This is a genomic window from Diaphorobacter sp. HDW4A (assembly GCF_011305995.1).
Lineage (GTDB): Bacteria > Pseudomonadota > Gammaproteobacteria > Burkholderiales > Burkholderiaceae_C > Diaphorobacter_A.
This window is the reverse complement of record NZ_CP049910.1, coordinates 1,970,122-1,987,753: the sequence shown is the minus strand read 5'-3', so window position 1 is coordinate 1,987,753 and position 17,632 is coordinate 1,970,122. Positions and strand designations below refer to the sequence as shown.

Below are 17,632 nucleotides of genomic sequence, written 5' to 3'. Positions count from 1 at the left end.
GGCTCGGCCTTCTTTGGGTTTCTGTGAATGGATGTGGAATGTGTGGGATGTGGGATGGCGTCGATTTCACGCGGTGGTCTGCTGCGCCGCCTTGGCTCGGAACTCTCTCGACAGGGCACTGACGCCGTTGACCAGCACACCGACGTCGCTGCCGACGGCGACGAACCGGGCGCCGAGCTCCAGATAGCGGTGCGCGAGCTTGGGATTGGCGATCAGGATGCCGGCGACCTTGCCCGCATTCTTGATGCGCACGATGGTCTGTTCGATCACCTTCTGCACATCGGGGTGCTCGATGTTTCCGAGGTATCCCATGTCGGCCGCGAGATCCGCCGGGCCGATGAAATAGCCGTCGACGCCCGGCACTTCCAGCATCTCGTCCAGACCATCGATGGCCCGCCTGGATTCGATCTGCAGCATCAGGCAGATGTCGTCATTCGCGCTGTGCAGATAGGTCTTGTCCAACCCGAACCGCGTGGCGCGCGAGCTGCCTCCGACGCCACGGATGCCGTGCGGTGGATAGCGGCACGCGAGCGTGACCGCGCGTGCCTGCTCTGCGGTCTCGACCATGGGAACGAGCAGCGTGCGTGCGCCCGCGTCGAGAATCTGTTTGAGCATCCACGGCGCATCCGACGGTGGCCGCACCGCGGCCTCCACCGGATAGCCTCCCAGCGCCTGCAGCTGAGCGACAATGGTACAGAGGTCGTTGGGCGCGTGCTCGCTGTCGATCAGCAGCCAGTCCATGCCACTGGCCGCGCACACTTCGGCGGCGAAGGCGCTGCCGAGGCTGGACCACAACCCGATGAGCTGCTCGCCAGCAGCGAGGCGCGCTTTGAAGGTCTTGCTCATTGCCTTGCCTCCTTGACGCGCTTGCGCAGCACATCCAGCGCTCCGCCCGCCTTCACGCTGCCGGGCAACGGACGTCCCACGATGTCTTCGGCGAGAAACGCGACCTCGATCAGGCGGTCGAGATCGACGCCGGTCTCGATGCCCATTTCATGGAGCATGAACACCAGATCCTCGGTGCAGACATTGCCTGCCGCGCCCTTGTTGGCGGCGAACGGGCAGCCGCCCAGACCGGCCACGGCCGCGTCGAAGATCGACACGCCCATCTCCAGGCCCGCGTATGCGTTGGCAATGCCCATGCCGCGCGTGTCATGCAGATGCAGCGCCACCGCAAGCTCCGGATGGCGCTCGCGCACCGCCCCCACGAGGCGCTTGACCGCAAGCGGCGTTGCCCAGCCCATGGTGTCGGCGAGCGACAGCACCTCGATCCTGAACTCGTGCTGCTGCGCGATCTCGAGAAGCTGGCGCACCTGATCGAGCACATCGGCCACGCCGACGTCGCCCTGGTAGTTGCACCCGAATGCCGACATGACGCTGGCGCGCCGCACCGGCACCTTGTTCATCTTGTAGAGCGTCGCCATCTCGTGCTGGGCGGCGATGTTCTCGGCCAGCGTGCGTCCCTGGTTCCTGGCGAGAAAACGTTCCGAGGCGGTCAGCGACAGCGTGCCCGACACGTCGAGCTTGCCCGCCGCGACCGCGCGCAAGAATCCCGTCTTGTTCAACCACAGTGCGGTGTAGCGCACACCGGGCTGGCGCGTGAAGCCGGCGACCACCTCATCGGCATCGGCCATGCCGGGAACCCGCTGCGGATTCACGTACGACACAACTTGAATCTGCTTAAGACCGGTTTGCGAGAGCGCGTCGATCAATTGGATCTTGCGCTGTGTGGGGATAGCGGTCTTCTCGATCTGGAAGCCTTCTCGTGGCCCCTCTTCGTTGATCTGAACGCGTTTGGGTAGATCCGTCATGGATGTCTCCTTGTTTGTCAGCCGGGGAAAATCGGTTCGGGAACACCCTGCACGCCGAGGCCATGGATGGCGAACATGCAACCGGCCAGCGGCTGGCGACGGCGTCCGTCTTCGTCGACGAAGAACGTGCCCGTGGTGACGTACAGGACATCGAGATCCTTGCCACCGAAGTTGCACATCGTCGGGTACTGGTAGGGCAGCGGAATGAAGCGATCCAGCCGGCCATTCGCGTCGAATCGGCCGATGGCTCCGCCACCGATCAGGGCGGCCCAGTAGAAGCCCTCGGAATCGAACGTCGCGCCATCGACGCGCCACGGTGTGCCCGACGTGTCGATGAAGATGCGGCGGTTGCCGATATCTCCGCTTGGCAGATCGAAGTCGTATCGGTAGATGGTGTCGCCACGCGTGCAGCCGAACACCAGGCTCTGGTCATCCGGGCTGAACGCGAGTCCGTTGGGAACGATGAAGCCCTCGTCCTTCTTGCTGACTTCGAAGTCGGACGTGAGGCAGTACAGCGATCCGCTCGCGCAGTCGTTTCCGGGGTCGCGCGTGCCGGCCCAGTAGCGGCCCCGGCGATCGCACCGGCCATCGTTGAGTCGGTTCAGCGGCTTGTGCGGCTCGGGATTGACGCGGGGCGCGACGCTGAAATCGTCGAGCGCAATCTCGCTGAACCCGGTCTGCAGACCGGCGATCAGCCCGCCCTGCTCGCGGAACACATAGGAGCCGATGTTCACGGGCATGGGCCACTGCGACACCGAACCGTCCTCTTCCTGGCGCATCACTGCGGGCAGGCGCGTATCGATCCAGTAGAGACGCTGCTCCACCGGATGCCACATAGGGCACTCGCCGAGCAGGTTGTGGACGTTGGGAACCACGCGCACCGAATAGGCGTTTCGCTTCATGCTGGGCAGACCTCCTGCTCGGCGGGCGGAACGAACGGATACGGCACGGCGAGACCGTTGCGATACGGCAGGACCACCACGGCCGTGCCCGGCGCGGAGTCCTTGCCGTCCGGCCCGCGAATGCCAAGCTCCAGATGCACGAGGCCGAATTTCGGCGCGCGCTGCAGCTCGGTCACCCGAGCCCATATCTCCAGCGTCTCGCCCACGACGTTCATCGCGCGGAACTGAAAGCTGATCTTCCAGACCCAGCCCGCAGGACGCGCCCAGTCCTTGAGCAGCTGGGCGATGAACTGCTGCTTGAGCGAGCCATTGATGAGCAGCGCCGGTAGCTTGTCGTGCTCCGTCGCGAACGGCAGGTCGTAATGGATCTTGTGCCAGTTTTCGATGGCGGCGGACCAGCGCATCAAGTGGGCGGTGGTGAGCGGCCCCTTTTCAAGCACGGGCAGCTCCTGCCCTACCTGCACGTCTTCAAAGCACATGGAATGCTGCATTTCATTCATCTCCGGATCTGGGTTCTGCGGTAGCGCAGCAGGGCCTGCCCGTGCTGGTTGGTGTAGAGCGTGTCGATGCGGACCAGCAGCATCGGTCCCGCCTTGGACTGCTTCTCGACGATGTCGTGATACGTGGACTGCTGGAAGACCAGATCGCCCACCATCGCGTCCTGATAGAACTCCACTTCCGCACCGCCGTTGAGCAGTGCCAGACCGCGCAGCGGCAGCTCCGGCAAGCCATTGCCGACGCCAGCCACCAGTCCGTCGAAGTGCCCGTCGCTGGCGCGTTCGGTCAGCACGTCGTTCGCGCCAAACGGCGTGCGGAACGAGAACACCGGATACAGCGGCGGCGTGATGGCATGTGCGTCGCCCGGCGTCGCGCCCTGCTCGCGGTAGGCCTCGTCGCCATCCATGATGGCTTGGCAAAAGCGCCGTACCGCGCCACCCTCGATGGCCTCGCATGCAGCAAAGCGCTCACTTTTGTGGCCGATGAACCGGCGCACGTCTTCAGTCAAAAGGCTCATGGATTTCCTCCGTCAGTTCCAACCCGTATCCAGCTTCACGGCGCGGCTCGCGCTCAGGGCGTCGATGTCTGCCTGCGTGCGGCCTGCCTGCTTCAAGATCTCCTCGGTGTGCTGGCCCAGACGTGGCGGCGGCATGCGCACGCTGCCGGGCGCCTGCTCCAGCTTGATGGGCAGTCCGGCCATGCGAATCTCGCCGAGCTGATCGGCCATCAGCGTCTGGATCATTTCCGCCGCATGTACCTGCGGGTGCGCGGCCACCTGGTCGAGTCGGTGCACTGGCGAACACGGCACGCCGGCCTGCGAGAGCACTTCCAGCCAGTGCGCCTGGTTCTTCTTTGCAATACGTTCGGCCAACAGGCGGATGATTTCCTCACGCTTGACCTCGCGCTTGTCCTGCGTCGCATACTCGGGAACCTCAAGCCATTCGGGCGCGCCCACGGCCTGCGCCAGTCCGCGCCACATGCGGTCGTTGAAAGCGGCGATGACGATCCAGCCATCGGCCGCCTGATAGGACTGGTACGTGGGGTTGTTCAAGGCCCCGCCGCCCATCGGGCCGGGAACGATGCCGCTCGCGAAATAACGTGTGAAGAAGTGGGCCAGCATGGCTACTTGCCCTTCGAGCAACGAGGTGTCCACGCGTTGCCCCCGTTCCGTGCGGTCACGTTCGCGCAGCGCCATCATCACGCCCAGCGCCGCGAACATGCCGGCCCCGATATCGGCCACCGAGATGCCCATCTTCACCGGCGACTGCCCCGGAAATCCGGTGACGCTCATGCCGCCCGAGAACGCCTGCATGAACAGATCGTTGGCCGGATCGAGCGCCATGTCTCCCTTGCGCCCGAAGCCGGAGATGGCGCAGTACACCAGCCTTGGATTGAGTTTGGAGAGCGACTCCCAGTCCAACCCCATGCGGTCGAGCGCGCCCGGACGGTAGTTCTGCACCAGCACGTCGGCGTCGCGGATCAGCTCGCGTGCGATCTCCACGGCCTCGGGCTGCTTCAGATCGAGCGCGATACAGCGCTTGTTGCGGTTGGTGCTGGCGTAGTAGTAGCTGAGCTTTCCGTGAAAATATGGCGGCCATGTGCGGCTGTCGTCACCGCCCTCGACCTTTTCGATCTTGATGACGTCGGCGCCATAGTCACCCAGCAGCATCGCGCAGAACGGGCCGGCCATCGCCACACCTATCTCGACGACTTTGATTCCCTTCAATGGTCCATGTGCTTGCATCTCATCTCCTATTTATTTGCTATGCGAGTTATTTATTCACAAGTATTCAGGCAAAAAAAAGCGTTTGCTGTCCAAGGCTTCTGCGGGGGCCAATCCCCAGGTGGACGTCTCCCGGTCGACGCCGATCTGCGCGCGTTTGTCCAGCCAGTAGGCGTAACTGGGCGGTGAGGACGCATAAGGCCTGTCGCATCCCAGCTTCACGGCGGCATCCAATACCCAGTGCGGGTTGTGCAGCAACTCGCGCCCAATGGCCACCAAATCGGCCGCGCCCGAAGCGAGCACGGCCTCGGCCTGCTGCGCATGCACGATCAGACCTACGGCCATGGTGGCGATGCTGGCCCGTGCCCGCACGGCAGTCGCATATGGCACCTGATATCCGAAGGCAGGCCGCACGGAATGCTCGCCCACAGGGCCCGCCATGCCACCGGCGCTACAGTCGATCACGTCCACTCCAGCCCGCTTGAGCTGCTGCGCGAAGGTAATCGTTTCCTGCAGAGAGCCGCCGCTTTCATCCACCGCCGATACCCGGACGAACAGCGGTTTGCCTTGCGGCCAGGCGGCTCTGACAGCGCGCACCACATCCAGGGGAAAGCGCATGCGATTCTCGAGTGATCCACCGTAGCGATCGCTGCGCCGGTTCGCCGCCGCCGAGAGGAACTGGTGCAGCAGATAGCCATGCGCGCAATGGATTTCCAACACGTCGAACCCGGCTGCATCCGCACGCCGCGTGGCTGCGATCCAGTGGTCGATCTGCGCGTCGATGTCGGCCTGCGTCATTGCCCGGGGAACGCCAGCGCCTGCACCATGTGCCAGGGCGCTCGGAGCGATCAGTTCCCAGTCGCCTTTGCCGTCCACGCGCTGCACCTCGATCAACGGTTTGCGCCCTTCCCACGGCAACGAGTTGCGGGCCTTGCGGCCGGAATGCCCGAGCTGTATGCCGGCAGCGGCACCCTGTTGATGAATGAAGTCGGTCAACTGACGCAGCGCGGGAACGAACTCATCCGACCAGAGACCCGGATCTGACGATGTGGTGCAACCGAGAGGATCGACCTTGGTGGACTCCATGAACACCAGCCCTACCCCACCGCTCGCGAACTGTCCGAGATGGACCAGATGCCACGGCGTGATCGCCCCGCCTCGCGCCTGATAGGTCAGCATCGGCGAGAGCACCACGCGATTGCGCAACTGCAGATCACGCAGGCGCCAAGGAGACAGCAATATGGACTCCGTCATGGCGCACCTCGGCAGCTACTGTGAATTTCTTGGACTGCGGCGTCGCGGTGTATCCTCGACCGCCGAACATATGATCGGCCCGACCGGCTTGATCCTGAAGCGAAAGCATGTCCCATCGACGCCGCACATTCGAGGCGCACCACTTGGTGCACATCGACCCCGCGTCCCGGATGACGGCGACAGCACCCCACATCGACGCCATGAATGCGCTGATGTCCGACGCATATTCCGCGTGGGTGAACAGGATCTGCCAAAGGTGACATAATTCGCTATGCAAATAACTTAATCGCCAAGTGCATAGATTACATGATATTGCCCAGACACACAAGCGAAAGAGCACCCGCATGAGTACACAGCTCACACCGCGTTCCACCAAGAAATCGACCGCAGCAGACGCGAACGAAGTACCGGCAAAAAAGACCGTGGCCAAAGACCGTCAATTCGTGACCGCACTGGCGCGCGGTCTGCAGGTTCTGGGCTGCTTCACAACGGCGCGCCCCGAGCTGTCGGGCTCCGAAATCGCGCGGCTCACCGGACTCCCCCAGCCCACGGTCTGGCGTCTTTGCTACACCATGGTCAAGACCGGCACGCTGGTACCAACAGCCGGGGAACGTTTCCGCCCCGGGCTTTCTGTGCTTCACCTCGGGCACAGCGCCATTGCCGGGATGAACCTGGTCGAGCTCGCCCGCCCGCACATGCAGGAGCTGGCCAACGAGTTCCGCGGCGCCTGCAGCATGGCGGTGTGCCATGGCCTGAACATGATGGTGATCGAGCGGGTGGAGAGCAACAACGAGTTGCTCATGAGCCTGCGCGCGGGCTCGGTGCTGAGCGTGGCCGAATCGTCCTTCGGATGGGCCCATCTGGCCGGTCTGCGCTCGCAGGATCGCCTGCAGTTGCTGGCGCAGCTCGATGAACAGAAGGAGACCTTCTGGATCCAGCACCGCACCGAATGTCTGGAGAGCATCCAGCAATATGAAAAGCTGGGATACATCCTGAGCGCAGGCGTGTTCCACTCGGCCTACAACACGCTCGCGGCGCCGATCATCGCGCCCGATGGCAACATCCCCTACGTGCTCAATTGCGGCTCGTCCGCCGCGACCGTGTCCGCCAAACAGTTGCAAAAACAGGTCGCGCCGAGATTTCTGGAGCTCGTGCAGCAGCTCACGAGTCTGCTGGCGCTGCAGCGCTGAAGCGCAGCGGACGGCGCCTCGTCCTCAAGCCGCCTTGCGTGCGCGTTCCTGCTCCTGCAGTTCGCGCCATTGCACCTTGCCGGTGGCTGACTTGGGCAACGCGTCCACGAACTCCACAACACGCGGGTACTTGTAGGCGGCCATATTCTCCTTGGCCCACCGGATGACGTCGTCCTCGGACACCTTGCCACGCGATCCCTGCTTGAGCACCACGATGGCCTTGACCGACTCGCCACGGTAAGTGTCCGGCGTACTGACGATGCAGGCCTCCAGGATGTCCGGATGCCTGTAGAGCAGCGCCTCCACTTCCGCAGGCCAGACCTTGAACCCGGACGCATTGATCATGCGCTTGAGGCGATCGGTGATGAAGAAATACCCGTCGGCATCCGTGCTACCGAGGTCGCCGGTCCGGAAGAACCGCTTGCCGTCGATGTGCAAAAAGGCCTGTTTCGTCGCCTCCGGATTGCGCCAATACTCCAGAAAGATCTGCGGACCGCTGGTCACGATCTCACCCACTTCACCGGGTGGAAGTTCCTTTAGAGTCGCAGGATCGATGACGCGCGACTCGGTGTCGAAGATGGGAATGCCAAGGCACTGCTTCTTGGGCCGCTGGACGGGATTGGTGTGTGAGGTCATCATCGTCTCGCTCAAACCGTAGCCCTCCACAAACTCGATGTTGCACAGATCCTTGAGCTTCTGCGCAATCGCCTCGGGCATAGCCGCGCCACCGCCACGCATCAGGCGCAGACTGGAGAAGTCGTAACGTCCCAGATCGGGGTTGGAGAGCATGTCCACTACCATCGTCGGCGTGCAGGTCCAATGACTCACTTGGTAGCGGCTGATCAGGGCGGACGCGGTATCGCGATCCCAGCGCGGCATCACCACGATGGTGCTCGCCGTGTAGATTGGTCCATTGATGCCGCTTTGCATGCCCGTCACATGAAACATGGGCATCACCGCGAGGATCACCTCGGTCTGCGCGTAGCCCCACACCATGGAGCCCACGGTTGTGTGCATTGCTGTGCGATGGGTGTGAACGCAACCCTTGGGATGACCCGTCGTACCCGAGGTGTAGGGCATGACGCTCAGGTCGTCCGGCTGCGCAAGATGCGGCCCCGGCGCCAACCCGGCGGCGAGCGCATCGCGCCATGCGGTAGCTGGCGAGCAGTCGATCGGCGGCTGGCTGACGAAATCGGGAACGCTCAGTTCCGTGGGCTTGGTAAGGTAGTCCGAATACGTGGCGACGACGACGTGGCGCAGATCGGTATCGCCAGACCTTTGCACCTCGCGCACCTGCTCATACAGATCCTGTGCGCCAAGAATGGTGGTCGCTTCGGTGTCCTTGGCGTAGTGCGCCAACTCGATCGCCTTGTTCATCGCATTCACGGGAATCACGACCGCATCCGCACGCAAAATAGCGTAATAGCCGATGATGAACTGGGGTGAGTTCTGCATGTACAGCAGCACCCTGTCGCCACGCTTGACGCCGCAACGCTGCTGCAGATAGCCCGCCAGAACATCGACCTGATTTTTCAGTTCAGAGTAGCTGATGCGCGAGTCATAGAAGACGATGGCATCGCGGTCAGAGAATCGCCGTGCGCTGACTTCGAGGTTGTAGTAGAGGCTGGTCTGCGGCGTCGACAGATGGCGCGGTAATCCCAGAGGCCAGTGCTGAAAATGGGTTTGCGACATGTGTGATGTCTCCTCTTTGCTTGTGCTTTGTGAATGGCCTGCGCATCAATGGACGTAGGCCACTTGGATGAAACGCTTGAGGTGATAGCCGGTGTCTCCGAACGTCTGCTCGATGGCCATCAGACGCTTGACGTAGTGCCCCACGATGAGTTCATCGGTCATCCCGATTCCACCATGCATCTGGATGGCTTCCTTCCCGACAAGACGTGCCGCTGTTCCCACCCGCCACTTCGCGGCAGACACCGCGCGCTTGCGTTCCGAGGTATCGAGCGCATTGACCTTAGAGGCCGCAAGCCAGCTGAGCGAGCGGGCCTGCTCGATATGCATGTGCATATCCACCAGACGGTGCTGCAGCGCCTGAAAACTAGAGAGGTTCACGCCGAACTGCTTGCGCGTCTTCACATAGTCAAGCGTCGCACTCAGGAGCGCCGACATGATCCCGACCGCCTCGGCACACAGCGCCGTAGCGCCCGCGTCCACGCTGTGCTCCAGCATCGGCAACGCACCGCCTGGCTCATGCAGCATTGCCGCCGCCAGCACATGCACATTCTTGAACTCGAAGTCTGCGGCGCTCGATCCGTCCAGGGTGGCATACCGGACGCATGAAACGCCTTCCGCTTCAGGGTCCAGCACGAACAGCGAAATCCCCTCCTCGTCGCGCCTGGATCCCGACGTGCGCGCGGACACCAGCAGCCGTTTCGCATTGCCGCCCTGCACCACCAGCGACTTGCGACCGTTGAGAACGAAGTGCTCACCCTGCGCCGTGGCCGTGGTCTCGACGTCGCTGAGCGCGTGTCTCGCCTGTGGCTCGGCATGCGCGAGGGCGACCTGCAACTCGCCTGAGGCGATCTGCGGCAGCAGTTCCGCCTTCAGGACCTCGTTACCTGACTGCGCAAGCAACGATGCGCAAACAAGCGCACTCCCCACCCAGGACTCGGTGACCAAGCCTTTGCCGAACGCCTCCATGACGATGGCCGTCTCCGTTCCGCCGCCACCGAAGCCGCCCCAGTCTTCACCAATGGTCAATCCGAAAAGTCCCATGTCCGCAAAGGCACGCCGGTGCATCTCGCGCTGCTGCGCGCCATCGGCGCCGCGCACGATCCGCACATCAGGCAGATATCTGGCGCTGACATAGCGTTCGACCGAATCCGCCAGCATCCGCTGGTCACTGCTGAATGAAAAATCCACGATATGTCTCCGCCTACAAACCCAGCGACAGCTTGGCAAGAATGTTTTTCTGAATCTCGTCCGTACCGCCAAAGATGGAAATCTTTCGCGCATCGAGATACTCCGAAGCCAGAGGGCCTGACCATGCGGCCCCCGCCACCTCGCGCGTGCCATCCAGATCCCTGAATCGAGGATTCCATGCAAGCCCGTGCGGCCCTGCGACCTCGACCATCAGCTCCGTGATGCTCTGCACCACTTCGCAGCCCTTGATCTTGAGAATGGACGGCTCGGCGCCCATCTTCTGCCCGCTTTGCGCCGCCGATATCAGGCGCAGATTGGTGAACTCCAACGCCATCAGTTCGATCTCCACACGCGCCATCTTTTCCGCGAACAGCGGGTCTTCGATCATCGGTCTCCCATCGCTCATCTGCTCACGCGCCATGCGCTTGAGCGTGACCAGCTCGCGCTTGGATTTGCCCACCTGCGCGATGCTGAAGCGCTCATGCCCGAGCAGATGCTTGGCGTAGGTCCACCCCTTGTTCAACTCACCCACCAGGTTGGAGACGGGCACGCGCACATTGTCGAAGAACACTTCATTGACGTGATGTTCACCCTCGATGGTGACGATGGGACGCACGGTGATGCCGGACGATTTCATGTCGATCAGCAGGAACGAAATCCCCTCCTGCTTCTTCGCGTGCGGGTCGGTGCGCACGAGACAGAACATCATGTCGGCATAGTGGCCCAGCGTGGTCCATGTCTTCTGCCCGTTCACGATGAAGGCGTCGCCGTCCAGCTCCGCACGGGTGGCCAGCGAGGCCAGATCGGAGCCCGCGCCCGGTTCCGAATAGCCCTGGCACCACCACTCGTCGCCGCTGTAGATCCTCGCGAGATGTCGGCGCTTCTGCTCTTCGTTTCCAAACGCGATCAGCACCGGGCCGATCATCTTCACGCCCAGAGCGATCACGCGCGGCGCGCCGGCCTGATCACATTCCTCCTCGAAGATGTGGGTCTGCACCGGCGACCAGCCCGTCCCGCCATGTTCGACGGGCCAGCCCGGAGCCACCCAGCCCTGCCTCGCCAGAATCTTGTGCCAGCGCGTGTGGTCCTGCTTGCGCATGCGCTTGTGCTCGGTCACCCGTCTGCGGATGTCTTGCGGCAACTGCGCTTGCAGAAAGGCTCTCACCTGCAACCGGAACGCGTGCTCTTCTTCCGTGTAGTTCAAATCCATATCGCTTCCTCAAGGAGTCCGAAGCTCGGCCCCACAGGTGTTTTCATATGCGCACGAGCGCGGGAGCGCAGGCGACTACGACTACGCTTGGGCGAAGGTCCTTCCTTGCACGACCAGCGTCTTGAGCAGTGGCGCAGGAGCCCAGTGCTCACCGTGCTGCGCGTGGAATTCGCAGATCCGTGCATGCACCTTGTCCAGGCCCAGCGAGTCGGCAAGAAACATGGGACCACCCCGCCATGCCGGAAAGCCGTAGCCGTTCACATACACGAGATCGATATCGGAAGCCCTGGAAACAATGCCTTCTTCGAGAATGCGGGCACCCTCGTTGATCAGCGCGTACATCGTGCGTTCCACGATCTCTTCGTCGCGCACCACGCGGCGAGCGATGCCCGCATCGCGTGCGCATTGCTCGACCAGCGCCTCGATCCCAGCATCCGCCATGGGCTGCCGTCCACCCGCTTCGTAGCGGTAGTAGCCTGCGCCGGTCTTCTGACCAAAGCGGCCCATTTCGCAGATGCGGTCGGCCACCCGTGAATAGCGCAGATGGGCCGGCCGATGGGCCGCGAGCCGCTTGCGGATCGACCATGCGATATCAAGGCCCGCCATGTCGGCCATCGCAAACCGTCCCATCGCCATGCCGAAGCCTTGCAATGCCTGATCGATCTGCTGCACGCTTGCGCCCTCCTCCAAAAGGAAATCGGCCTCGCGGCTGTAATGCGCCAGCATCCGGTTGCCCACGAATCCATCGCAGCACCCCACCAGCACGGCGAGCTTGCCTATGCGCCTGGCCAGTTGCATGGATGCGGCGATGACGCGCGATGAACTTTCCTTGCCACGCACGACTTCAAGCAACCGCATCACGTTGGCCGGGCTGAAAAAGTGCAGCCCGATGACGTCGCCGGCTCGGCCCGTGACTGCGGCGATCTCATCCACGTCGAGACGCGAGGTATTGGTGGCGAGAATCGCTCCCGGTTTGCACACACTCGCGAGGCGTCGAAAGACGTCCTTCTTCACGTCCATGTCTTCGAACACCGCCTCGACCACCAGATCCACCTCTCGCAGATCACTGTCGTCCACCGACGTCGAAATCAGCGCCATGCGCTCGGCCATCGCCTGCGCGCTCAGCGAGTTGCGAGAGACGCTGTTCGCGTAGTTGCTGCGGATGCGATCGATCCCGCGCTCCAGTGCATCGCGACTCGTGTCCAGCACGGTGACGGGAATGCCCGCGTTCGCAAAACACATCGCGATGCCGCCGCCCATCGTTCCCGCGCCGACGACGCCCACCGTTTCGATTCTTGCCACTGCGGTATCGGTCGGGATGCCGGGCACCTTCGATGCCGCTCGCTGCGCAAAGAACAGATGGCGCATGGCCTTGGACTCATTCGACGCCAGCAGCTCATCGAACTTCTCGCGCTCGAACCGTAGGCCCTCCTCCATCGGCAGGCGCGTCGCTGCTTCGATGCATTCAATGCATGCGCGCGCAGCCGATGAAGCATGCCTGGAGACCGCCAATTTCTGCCTTGCAGCGCGAAGGCTTTCCACGCCATCCTCCGGGCGCAACGGCCGGCTGGAAACGACGGGAAGTGCTGCCGACTGTTCTGCCAACGACTTGCATTTTCCCGTTGCGAATTCGATGGCGAAAGACAGCAGTTCATCGTCCGCGATCTCATCCACAAGACCGAGCTGCAACGCACGCTGCGCGTCGGCAGAATCACCGCTCACGATCATTGCCAGCGCCGCTTCGACGCCGATCAATCGCGGGAGTCGCTGCGTGCCTCCGGCACCCGGCAGCAAGCCGAGCTTCACTTCGGGCAATCCCAATCGCGCGCCTTTCGCGGCAACTCGGTGGTGACATGCCAGGGCCAGCTCAAGACCTCCGCCCACCGCATCTCCGTGCATGGCAGCGATGACCGGTTTGTGCGCGGCTTCGAGCAGCGTGCAGAGGGTTCTCAGGTGCGGTTCCGCGCGCCCCGTGTCGCTGCCGAACTCGCGTATGTCCGCTCCGCCGCAGAAGCCCTTCCCCGCTCCGCGGATGATCACCGCCTTGACCGCATCGTCCGACAGCGCCGCGCGCAGGGACTCCGCGATGCCTTGCCGGACCCGCAGAGCAAGACCATTGACGGGTGGATTGTGGATCGTCAGCACGGCCACAGGGCCGCGCACCGAATAGTCGACCGAATCTGGCATGGGGTTTTTAGGGGAAGATTTCATTCACTCACTCACGACCTTTGAACTTGAAGCGGCGCACGGTGCTGCGTCATGCATCACTCCTTGAGTCGCGTGCCAAGACGCTCCAGCATGACTTTTTCCTTGTCATAAGCCTCCATCGCGTATCGGCTGTAGTCCGCCGTGTTCATGTACATCAGCTCCTGATCGAACATCTCCATCATCTTCAGGTTTTCCGGGTCTTCCATCCCCTTCTTGAACGCGTCATGCAGCACCTTCACCACCTTGGGATCCGTGCCTTTGGGGACTGCGAGTCCGTACGGTGCGTTCGAGACAATGCCGTAGCCCAGCTCCTTGAGCGTGGGCACATTGGGCCAACGCTTGGTGCGCTGTTCGCCCCAGGTCACGAGCAATCGCAGCTTGCCGTTGTCAACGTAGGGCGCCCATCCCGTGGCTTCGACTCCGGCTATGAGCTGCCCCGCCAACAGCGCCTGCAACAGATCGGTCGTCCCCTTGTACGGAACATGCTCGAACTGGACGCCGTTGTTCATCTGGATCTCTTCCATCGTCAGATGCGGGCCGGTGTAGTTCCCCGCCGAGCCATACATCAGCTTGCCCGGATTGGCTTTCGCGTAGTCAATCAGGTCATTGAAGGTCTTGAATGGAGAGCTTGCGGGAACGACGAGCCCGAAGGTGTAGCCACTCACGCCGATCACATAGCTGAAGTCCTTCTTCGGGTCGTAGTTCACCTTCTGGATCAGAGGACGACGGATCACGCCAAGGGGAATCTGCGTGATCGTGTAGCCATCCGGTTTGGCCGATGTGAGCGCCAGCGCGCCCATCGTTCCCGACGCCCCCGCCTTGTTCTCGACGACGATGGGTTGACCGAGGTGTTTGCTGGCCGCGTGCGCCAGTGCCCGCAGCTGCGTGTCGCTTCCTCCGCCTGGCGGCCACGGGACGATCATCGTGACGGGACGGTTCGGAAACGACTGCGCCATCGCGCCGATGGCTGCGACGCCGAATGCGGCGCACACCATGGCGGCACGCAGCGGCTTCTTTATCCAATGGTTCTTCATGTCTCGCTCCTTATGGTTGGAAATCACACTTGTGGATATCCGGGCGGGCTCGTCATTCCAGTCGTATGTTCGACTTCTTGATGACTGCTGCCCAATGGCGGCTGTCCGCCTGTACGATGCGTTTGAAGTCTTCGCCGACCACGCCCGAAGGAGTACCGCCGACTCTGCTGACCAGTTGCAGAAATGGCGGTGACCGGACCACGGCGGAAAGCATGTCGGAGATGGACTGGGCCAGCGAGGGCTCCATGCCTCCAGGCCCGAAGATGCCGTGCCATCCGGCGACGTCGATGCCGCGAATGCCTTGCTCGGTCATCGTGGGGACGTTCGGCAATGCCTGGATGCGTTCAGGAAACGCGACGCCCAAAGCGGTCACCATGCCGCGCTCCACCAGCGGAAACGCCCCGGTGCTTCCTTCAAACGAAAGCTGTATCTCACCAGCAATGAGCGCCCGCGTGCTCTCGGCGCTGCCCTTGTAGGGCACCGGTTCCATCTTCACGCCGCTCTGCTCCATCAACAGCAGGGCATTGAGGTGCCCCGTCGAGCCGGCGCCGTAGGAACCGATGGAAATCTTTCCCGGGTTGGCCTTGCCATACGCGATCATTTCCTTGAGTGTCTTGAACGGCGCATGCCTGGAGGCAATCAGAATCGTGCCAGTCTTGATGGTCTGCACCAACGGCGTGAAGCCCTTGTCCGCGTCATAGGGCAGATTGGCATGCAGGTACGGGTTCTGGGTATGCGTTGCAACGGTCGTGTAGAGCAAGCTCAGTCCGTCCGGCGCCGCGGCCGTGACTTCCTGCGCTCCGATGATGGTGCTGGCGCCCGGCTTGTTCACGACGACTACATTCGCTCCCGGAACCCTGTCCGCCAGAAGTTTCGCAATCAATCTTGCAGGCTCGTCGGAACCCATGCCCGCTGGAAACGGAACGACGATTTTCACGACACGTCCTGCAGGCGGCCACGAGGGCTGGGCTGCGGCATTTCTCCACAGACCTGCGGTCCCCACTGCCGCCAGAGCAAGCAGAGACCGACGCCGCGTCACCGGGCGAATCGACGAATTGGACAAGGATGTCTCGCGAACGTTCAGCACAATGCTTCTCCTTGATTTGCGAAGTCTTGCTGCAGGCCCGTCTTCACCGCGAAAGCGGCAGCGGAGCCTGAAGAACTGCCTTCACGCCGGCGTTGAATCGCCGCGAAGCGCGCCCGGGCGGTTGGGCCACAAGATGCCGAACGAATCGCCAGCAGCCTGGATGTACGCGCTGTATGGGTGAGCGAAGTGCGCGGGCATCAGCATGGCCCCTGTCTCCACGCAGTGCTCCAGTACCGCGCGTCGGCTTCTGGCGGATTCCACGGGGTCAGCACATGCCGAAGTGCTCCATTGCCAAAGAGGCACTTGCAGTGGGTTGTGCAGCACGTCACCACAAAAGCAAGCCATGCGCGATCCCGATGTGAGATCGAGGCGCGTCTGACCCGGTGTGTGCCCTGGCGCTGGACGGAGCACCAGGCCGTGATCCAGCTCTTCGTGTCCATCCACGAAAATCGCCTGCCCTGCCTCGACCACGGGCAGCACGCTGTCGAAGTAGGTATTGCGTCGGGACTGCATTGCAGTCTCGTCATGCGCGATTTGCACGCTGTACTCGTAGTCCTTGCGTGACATGAGGTACTTCGCGTTCGGAAACGTGGGCACCCACCGGCCGTCCAGCAGCTGCGTGTTCCATCCCACGTGGTCCGCATGCAGATGCGAACAGAACACGATGTCCACCTCCTCAGGCGTGACGCCAGCAACGCGCAACCTATCCAGATAAGGCGTGTTCAGCATGTGAAAGCGCGGATACCCCGGTCGATCCTTGTGGTTGCCGGTGCATGTGTCTAAAAGAATTACCTGACTTGGAGTGCGGATCACCCATGTATGCACGCTCGAGATCGGCTTGTTGAGTTCAAGAGAAAAATATTTGGGCGCCAACCAATGCAAGTACGGTTCAAGCTCCTCCCTGCAATACGGAGCAAAGAACTCATGCGCCTCGCCGCCAGGGCGCACATCCTCCTCAACACGAGTGACGCGAATGTCACCCAGCATGCAATCGAAATTTTCCACAATAGCTCCCGAAACACAATCGTTACACCGGAAATGAGTAAACGCACAAATGGCGTTTTTTCAAAAAACCGAGTTTAATTTGCAATGCGAATTAATTATTCATTAATACCAATGTACATGCATTTATGAAGCCCAACAAGTGCTTTTAACAAGGGTCAACCCTCGTTTCAAGTTTGAGATCGCCCTCCATAAACGTGCCAGATCGCAACCCCATCTGGAGCTTTGGCCAACGCATCGGTGCGGATGGTGCGACCGCATTGCGGCAAGGCGTAGATGAGCAACTGCATCGCCACAGCAACATCACTCGGGTGAACAGTCCAGCTATGCAACATTGGTGCCCTCAGCACATCAGCAAGGACGATCGTCGCAAGCTCCAGAAAGGCTGACAGCCCGTCCGGAGTGATACCAAGCGCCAACAAAAGGACAACGAGGCGACCACACCCCGAGGTACGGCCTGAGCTACTTTGGCTACAAGCTCAGCGTGAGCGTGTATCACAAACACGGGCTTATCTGGGGTGTCCCGCAGGCACAGCCAGCGAGCATGACAGCCATCAATTTGACGAGGTATGCGGTCAGCGCAACATGGGCAAAGAGGTCAATGCAGACAAGCCCCCTGATGTGCCTCGTTTGACCGCAACGGCATGATCGAGTCCCGTCTTGGTCTTGTTCTATAGCGTTGCCATACCCTTCATCTCCGCTGAAAACTCTCATTTGAGAGAATTTGCTCCACCAAATGAAAGGACGCTGCCGTACCCACTTCTGCCGCTGCTCCCCAAAAGCCACAGAAACATCTTCGCACTGAGTCCGTGAAAAAGCAGCCTTGGGATGCT

15 protein-coding genes are annotated in these 17,632 nt (G+C 61.8%); 1 reads left to right on the top strand and 14 read right to left on the bottom strand.

The genetic code is table 11. From position 1 onward, the window contains the following. Positions 1-66: 66 nt before the first annotated feature. From G7047_RS08955 to G7047_RS08925, 7 genes are read right to left on the bottom strand one after another with little or no spacing between them, the layout of a single operon-like run. Positions 67-846: an HpcH/HpaI aldolase/citrate lyase family protein gene (locus tag G7047_RS08955; RefSeq protein WP_166303757.1), complete on the bottom strand. Its 780-nt coding sequence runs from the start codon at positions 844-846 to the stop codon at positions 67-69. After that, positions 843-1,811, bottom strand: coding sequence for a hydroxymethylglutaryl-CoA lyase (locus tag G7047_RS08950; protein WP_166303754.1), 969 nt, complete (start codon positions 1,809-1,811; stop codon positions 843-845). Before G7047_RS08950 ends, G7047_RS08955 begins: the two co-directional genes overlap by 4 nt. 17 nt (positions 1,812-1,828) lie before the next feature. After that, positions 1,829-2,713 (bottom strand): SMP-30/gluconolactonase/LRE family protein, encoded by an 885-nt coding sequence (locus tag G7047_RS08945; protein ID WP_166303749.1) that lies wholly within the window; start codon positions 2,711-2,713, stop codon positions 1,829-1,831. Then, positions 2,710-3,204 carry an acyl dehydratase gene (locus tag G7047_RS08940; protein ID WP_166303746.1) on the bottom strand — a complete coding sequence of 165 codons (495 nt, stop codon included), beginning with the start codon at positions 3,202-3,204 and terminating at the stop codon, positions 2,710-2,712. Before G7047_RS08940 ends, G7047_RS08945 begins: the two co-directional genes overlap by 4 nt. Positions 3,205-3,209: 5 nt before the next feature. Continuing rightward, a complete protein-coding gene (locus G7047_RS08935; RefSeq protein WP_166303743.1) occupies positions 3,210-3,728 on the bottom strand; it encodes a MaoC family dehydratase N-terminal domain-containing protein in 519 nt (172 codons plus the stop codon). 12 nt (positions 3,729-3,740) lie between these two features. After that, the gene (locus tag G7047_RS08930; protein WP_166303740.1) at positions 3,741-4,955 is read right to left on the bottom strand and encodes a CaiB/BaiF CoA-transferase family protein; all 1,215 of its coding nucleotides are present in this window, start codon (positions 4,953-4,955) and stop codon (positions 3,741-3,743) included. Between the two features lie 36 nt (positions 4,956-4,991). Next, positions 4,992-6,188, bottom strand: coding sequence for an NADH:flavin oxidoreductase/NADH oxidase (locus tag G7047_RS08925; RefSeq protein WP_166303737.1), 1,197 nt, complete (start codon positions 6,186-6,188; stop codon positions 4,992-4,994). A gap of 344 nt (positions 6,189-6,532) precedes the next feature. Here G7047_RS08925 and G7047_RS08920 point away from each other — a divergent pair, with 344 nt between their 5' ends. Continuing rightward, positions 6,533-7,378, top strand: coding sequence for an IclR family transcriptional regulator (locus G7047_RS08920; RefSeq protein ID WP_166303734.1), 846 nt, complete (start codon positions 6,533-6,535; stop codon positions 7,376-7,378). Positions 7,379-7,402: 24 nt separating this feature from the next. Here G7047_RS08920 and G7047_RS08915 read toward each other — a convergent pair whose 3' ends face one another. From G7047_RS08915 to G7047_RS08885, 7 genes are all read right to left on the bottom strand, one after another. Beyond that, positions 7,403-9,070 carry a long-chain fatty acid--CoA ligase gene (locus tag G7047_RS08915; protein WP_166303731.1) on the bottom strand — a complete coding sequence of 556 codons (1,668 nt, stop codon included), beginning with the start codon at positions 9,068-9,070 and terminating at the stop codon, positions 7,403-7,405. A 45-nt stretch (positions 9,071-9,115) separates the two neighbouring features. Next, positions 9,116-10,258: an acyl-CoA dehydrogenase family protein gene (locus tag G7047_RS08910; RefSeq protein ID WP_166303728.1), complete on the bottom strand. Its 1,143-nt coding sequence runs from the start codon at positions 10,256-10,258 to the stop codon at positions 9,116-9,118. A 13-nt stretch (positions 10,259-10,271) separates the two neighbouring features. Continuing rightward, complete coding sequence (locus G7047_RS08905) at positions 10,272-11,468, bottom strand: acyl-CoA dehydrogenase family protein (RefSeq protein WP_166303725.1); 1,197 nt, start codon at positions 11,466-11,468, stop codon at positions 10,272-10,274. An 81-nt stretch (positions 11,469-11,549) separates the two neighbouring features. Beyond that, positions 11,550-13,655: a 3-hydroxyacyl-CoA dehydrogenase NAD-binding domain-containing protein gene (locus G7047_RS08900; RefSeq protein ID WP_166303722.1), complete on the bottom strand. Its 2,106-nt coding sequence runs from the start codon at positions 13,653-13,655 to the stop codon at positions 11,550-11,552. A 77-nt stretch (positions 13,656-13,732) separates the two neighbouring features. Continuing rightward, positions 13,733-14,710 (bottom strand): tripartite tricarboxylate transporter substrate binding protein, encoded by a 978-nt coding sequence (locus G7047_RS08895; RefSeq protein WP_240939419.1) that lies wholly within the window; start codon positions 14,708-14,710, stop codon positions 13,733-13,735. Positions 14,711-14,762: 52 nt separating this feature from the next. Then, positions 14,763-15,647, bottom strand: a complete 885-nt coding sequence (locus tag G7047_RS08890; protein WP_166303719.1) for a tripartite tricarboxylate transporter substrate binding protein — start codon at positions 15,645-15,647, stop codon at positions 14,763-14,765. 231 nt (positions 15,648-15,878) lie between these two features. After that, on the bottom strand, positions 15,879-16,784 hold the full coding sequence (locus G7047_RS08885; RefSeq protein WP_166303716.1) for an MBL fold metallo-hydrolase: 906 nt from the start codon (positions 16,782-16,784) through the stop codon (positions 15,879-15,881). Between the last annotated feature and the right edge of the window lie 848 nt (positions 16,785-17,632).

Coding starts and splice junctions, on each gene's coding strand:
- G7047_RS08955 (WP_166303757.1), bottom strand. CDS start 846: ATGAGCAAGACCTTCAAAGCGCGCCTCGCTGCTGGCGAGCAGCTCATC.
- G7047_RS08950 (WP_166303754.1), bottom strand. CDS start 1,811: ATGACGGATCTACCCAAACGCGTTCAGATCAACGAAGAGGGGCCACGA.
- G7047_RS08945 (WP_166303749.1), bottom strand. CDS start 2,713: ATGAAGCGAAACGCCTATTCGGTGCGCGTGGTTCCCAACGTCCACAAC.
- G7047_RS08940 (WP_166303746.1), bottom strand. CDS start 3,204: ATGCAGCATTCCATGTGCTTTGAAGACGTGCAGGTAGGGCAGGAGCTG.
- G7047_RS08935 (WP_166303743.1), bottom strand. CDS start 3,728: ATGAGCCTTTTGACTGAAGACGTGCGCCGGTTCATCGGCCACAAAAGT.
- G7047_RS08930 (WP_166303740.1), bottom strand. CDS start 4,955: ATGCAAGCACATGGACCATTGAAGGGAATCAAAGTCGTCGAGATAGGT.
- G7047_RS08925 (WP_166303737.1), bottom strand. CDS start 6,188: ATGACGGAGTCCATATTGCTGTCTCCTTGGCGCCTGCGTGATCTGCAG.
- G7047_RS08920 (WP_166303734.1), top strand. CDS start 6,533: ATGAGTACACAGCTCACACCGCGTTCCACCAAGAAATCGACCGCAGCA.
- G7047_RS08915 (WP_166303731.1), bottom strand. CDS start 9,070: ATGTCGCAAACCCATTTTCAGCACTGGCCTCTGGGATTACCGCGCCAT.
- G7047_RS08905 (WP_166303725.1), bottom strand. CDS start 11,468: ATGGATTTGAACTACACGGAAGAAGAGCACGCGTTCCGGTTGCAGGTG.
- G7047_RS08900 (WP_166303722.1), bottom strand. CDS start 13,655: ATGCCAGATTCGGTCGACTATTCGGTGCGCGGCCCTGTGGCCGTGCTG.
- G7047_RS08895 (WP_240939419.1), bottom strand. CDS start 14,710: ATGAAGAACCATTGGATAAAGAAGCCGCTGCGTGCCGCCATGGTGTGC.
- G7047_RS08885 (WP_166303716.1), bottom strand. CDS start 16,784: ATGCTGGGTGACATTCGCGTCACTCGTGTTGAGGAGGATGTGCGCCCT.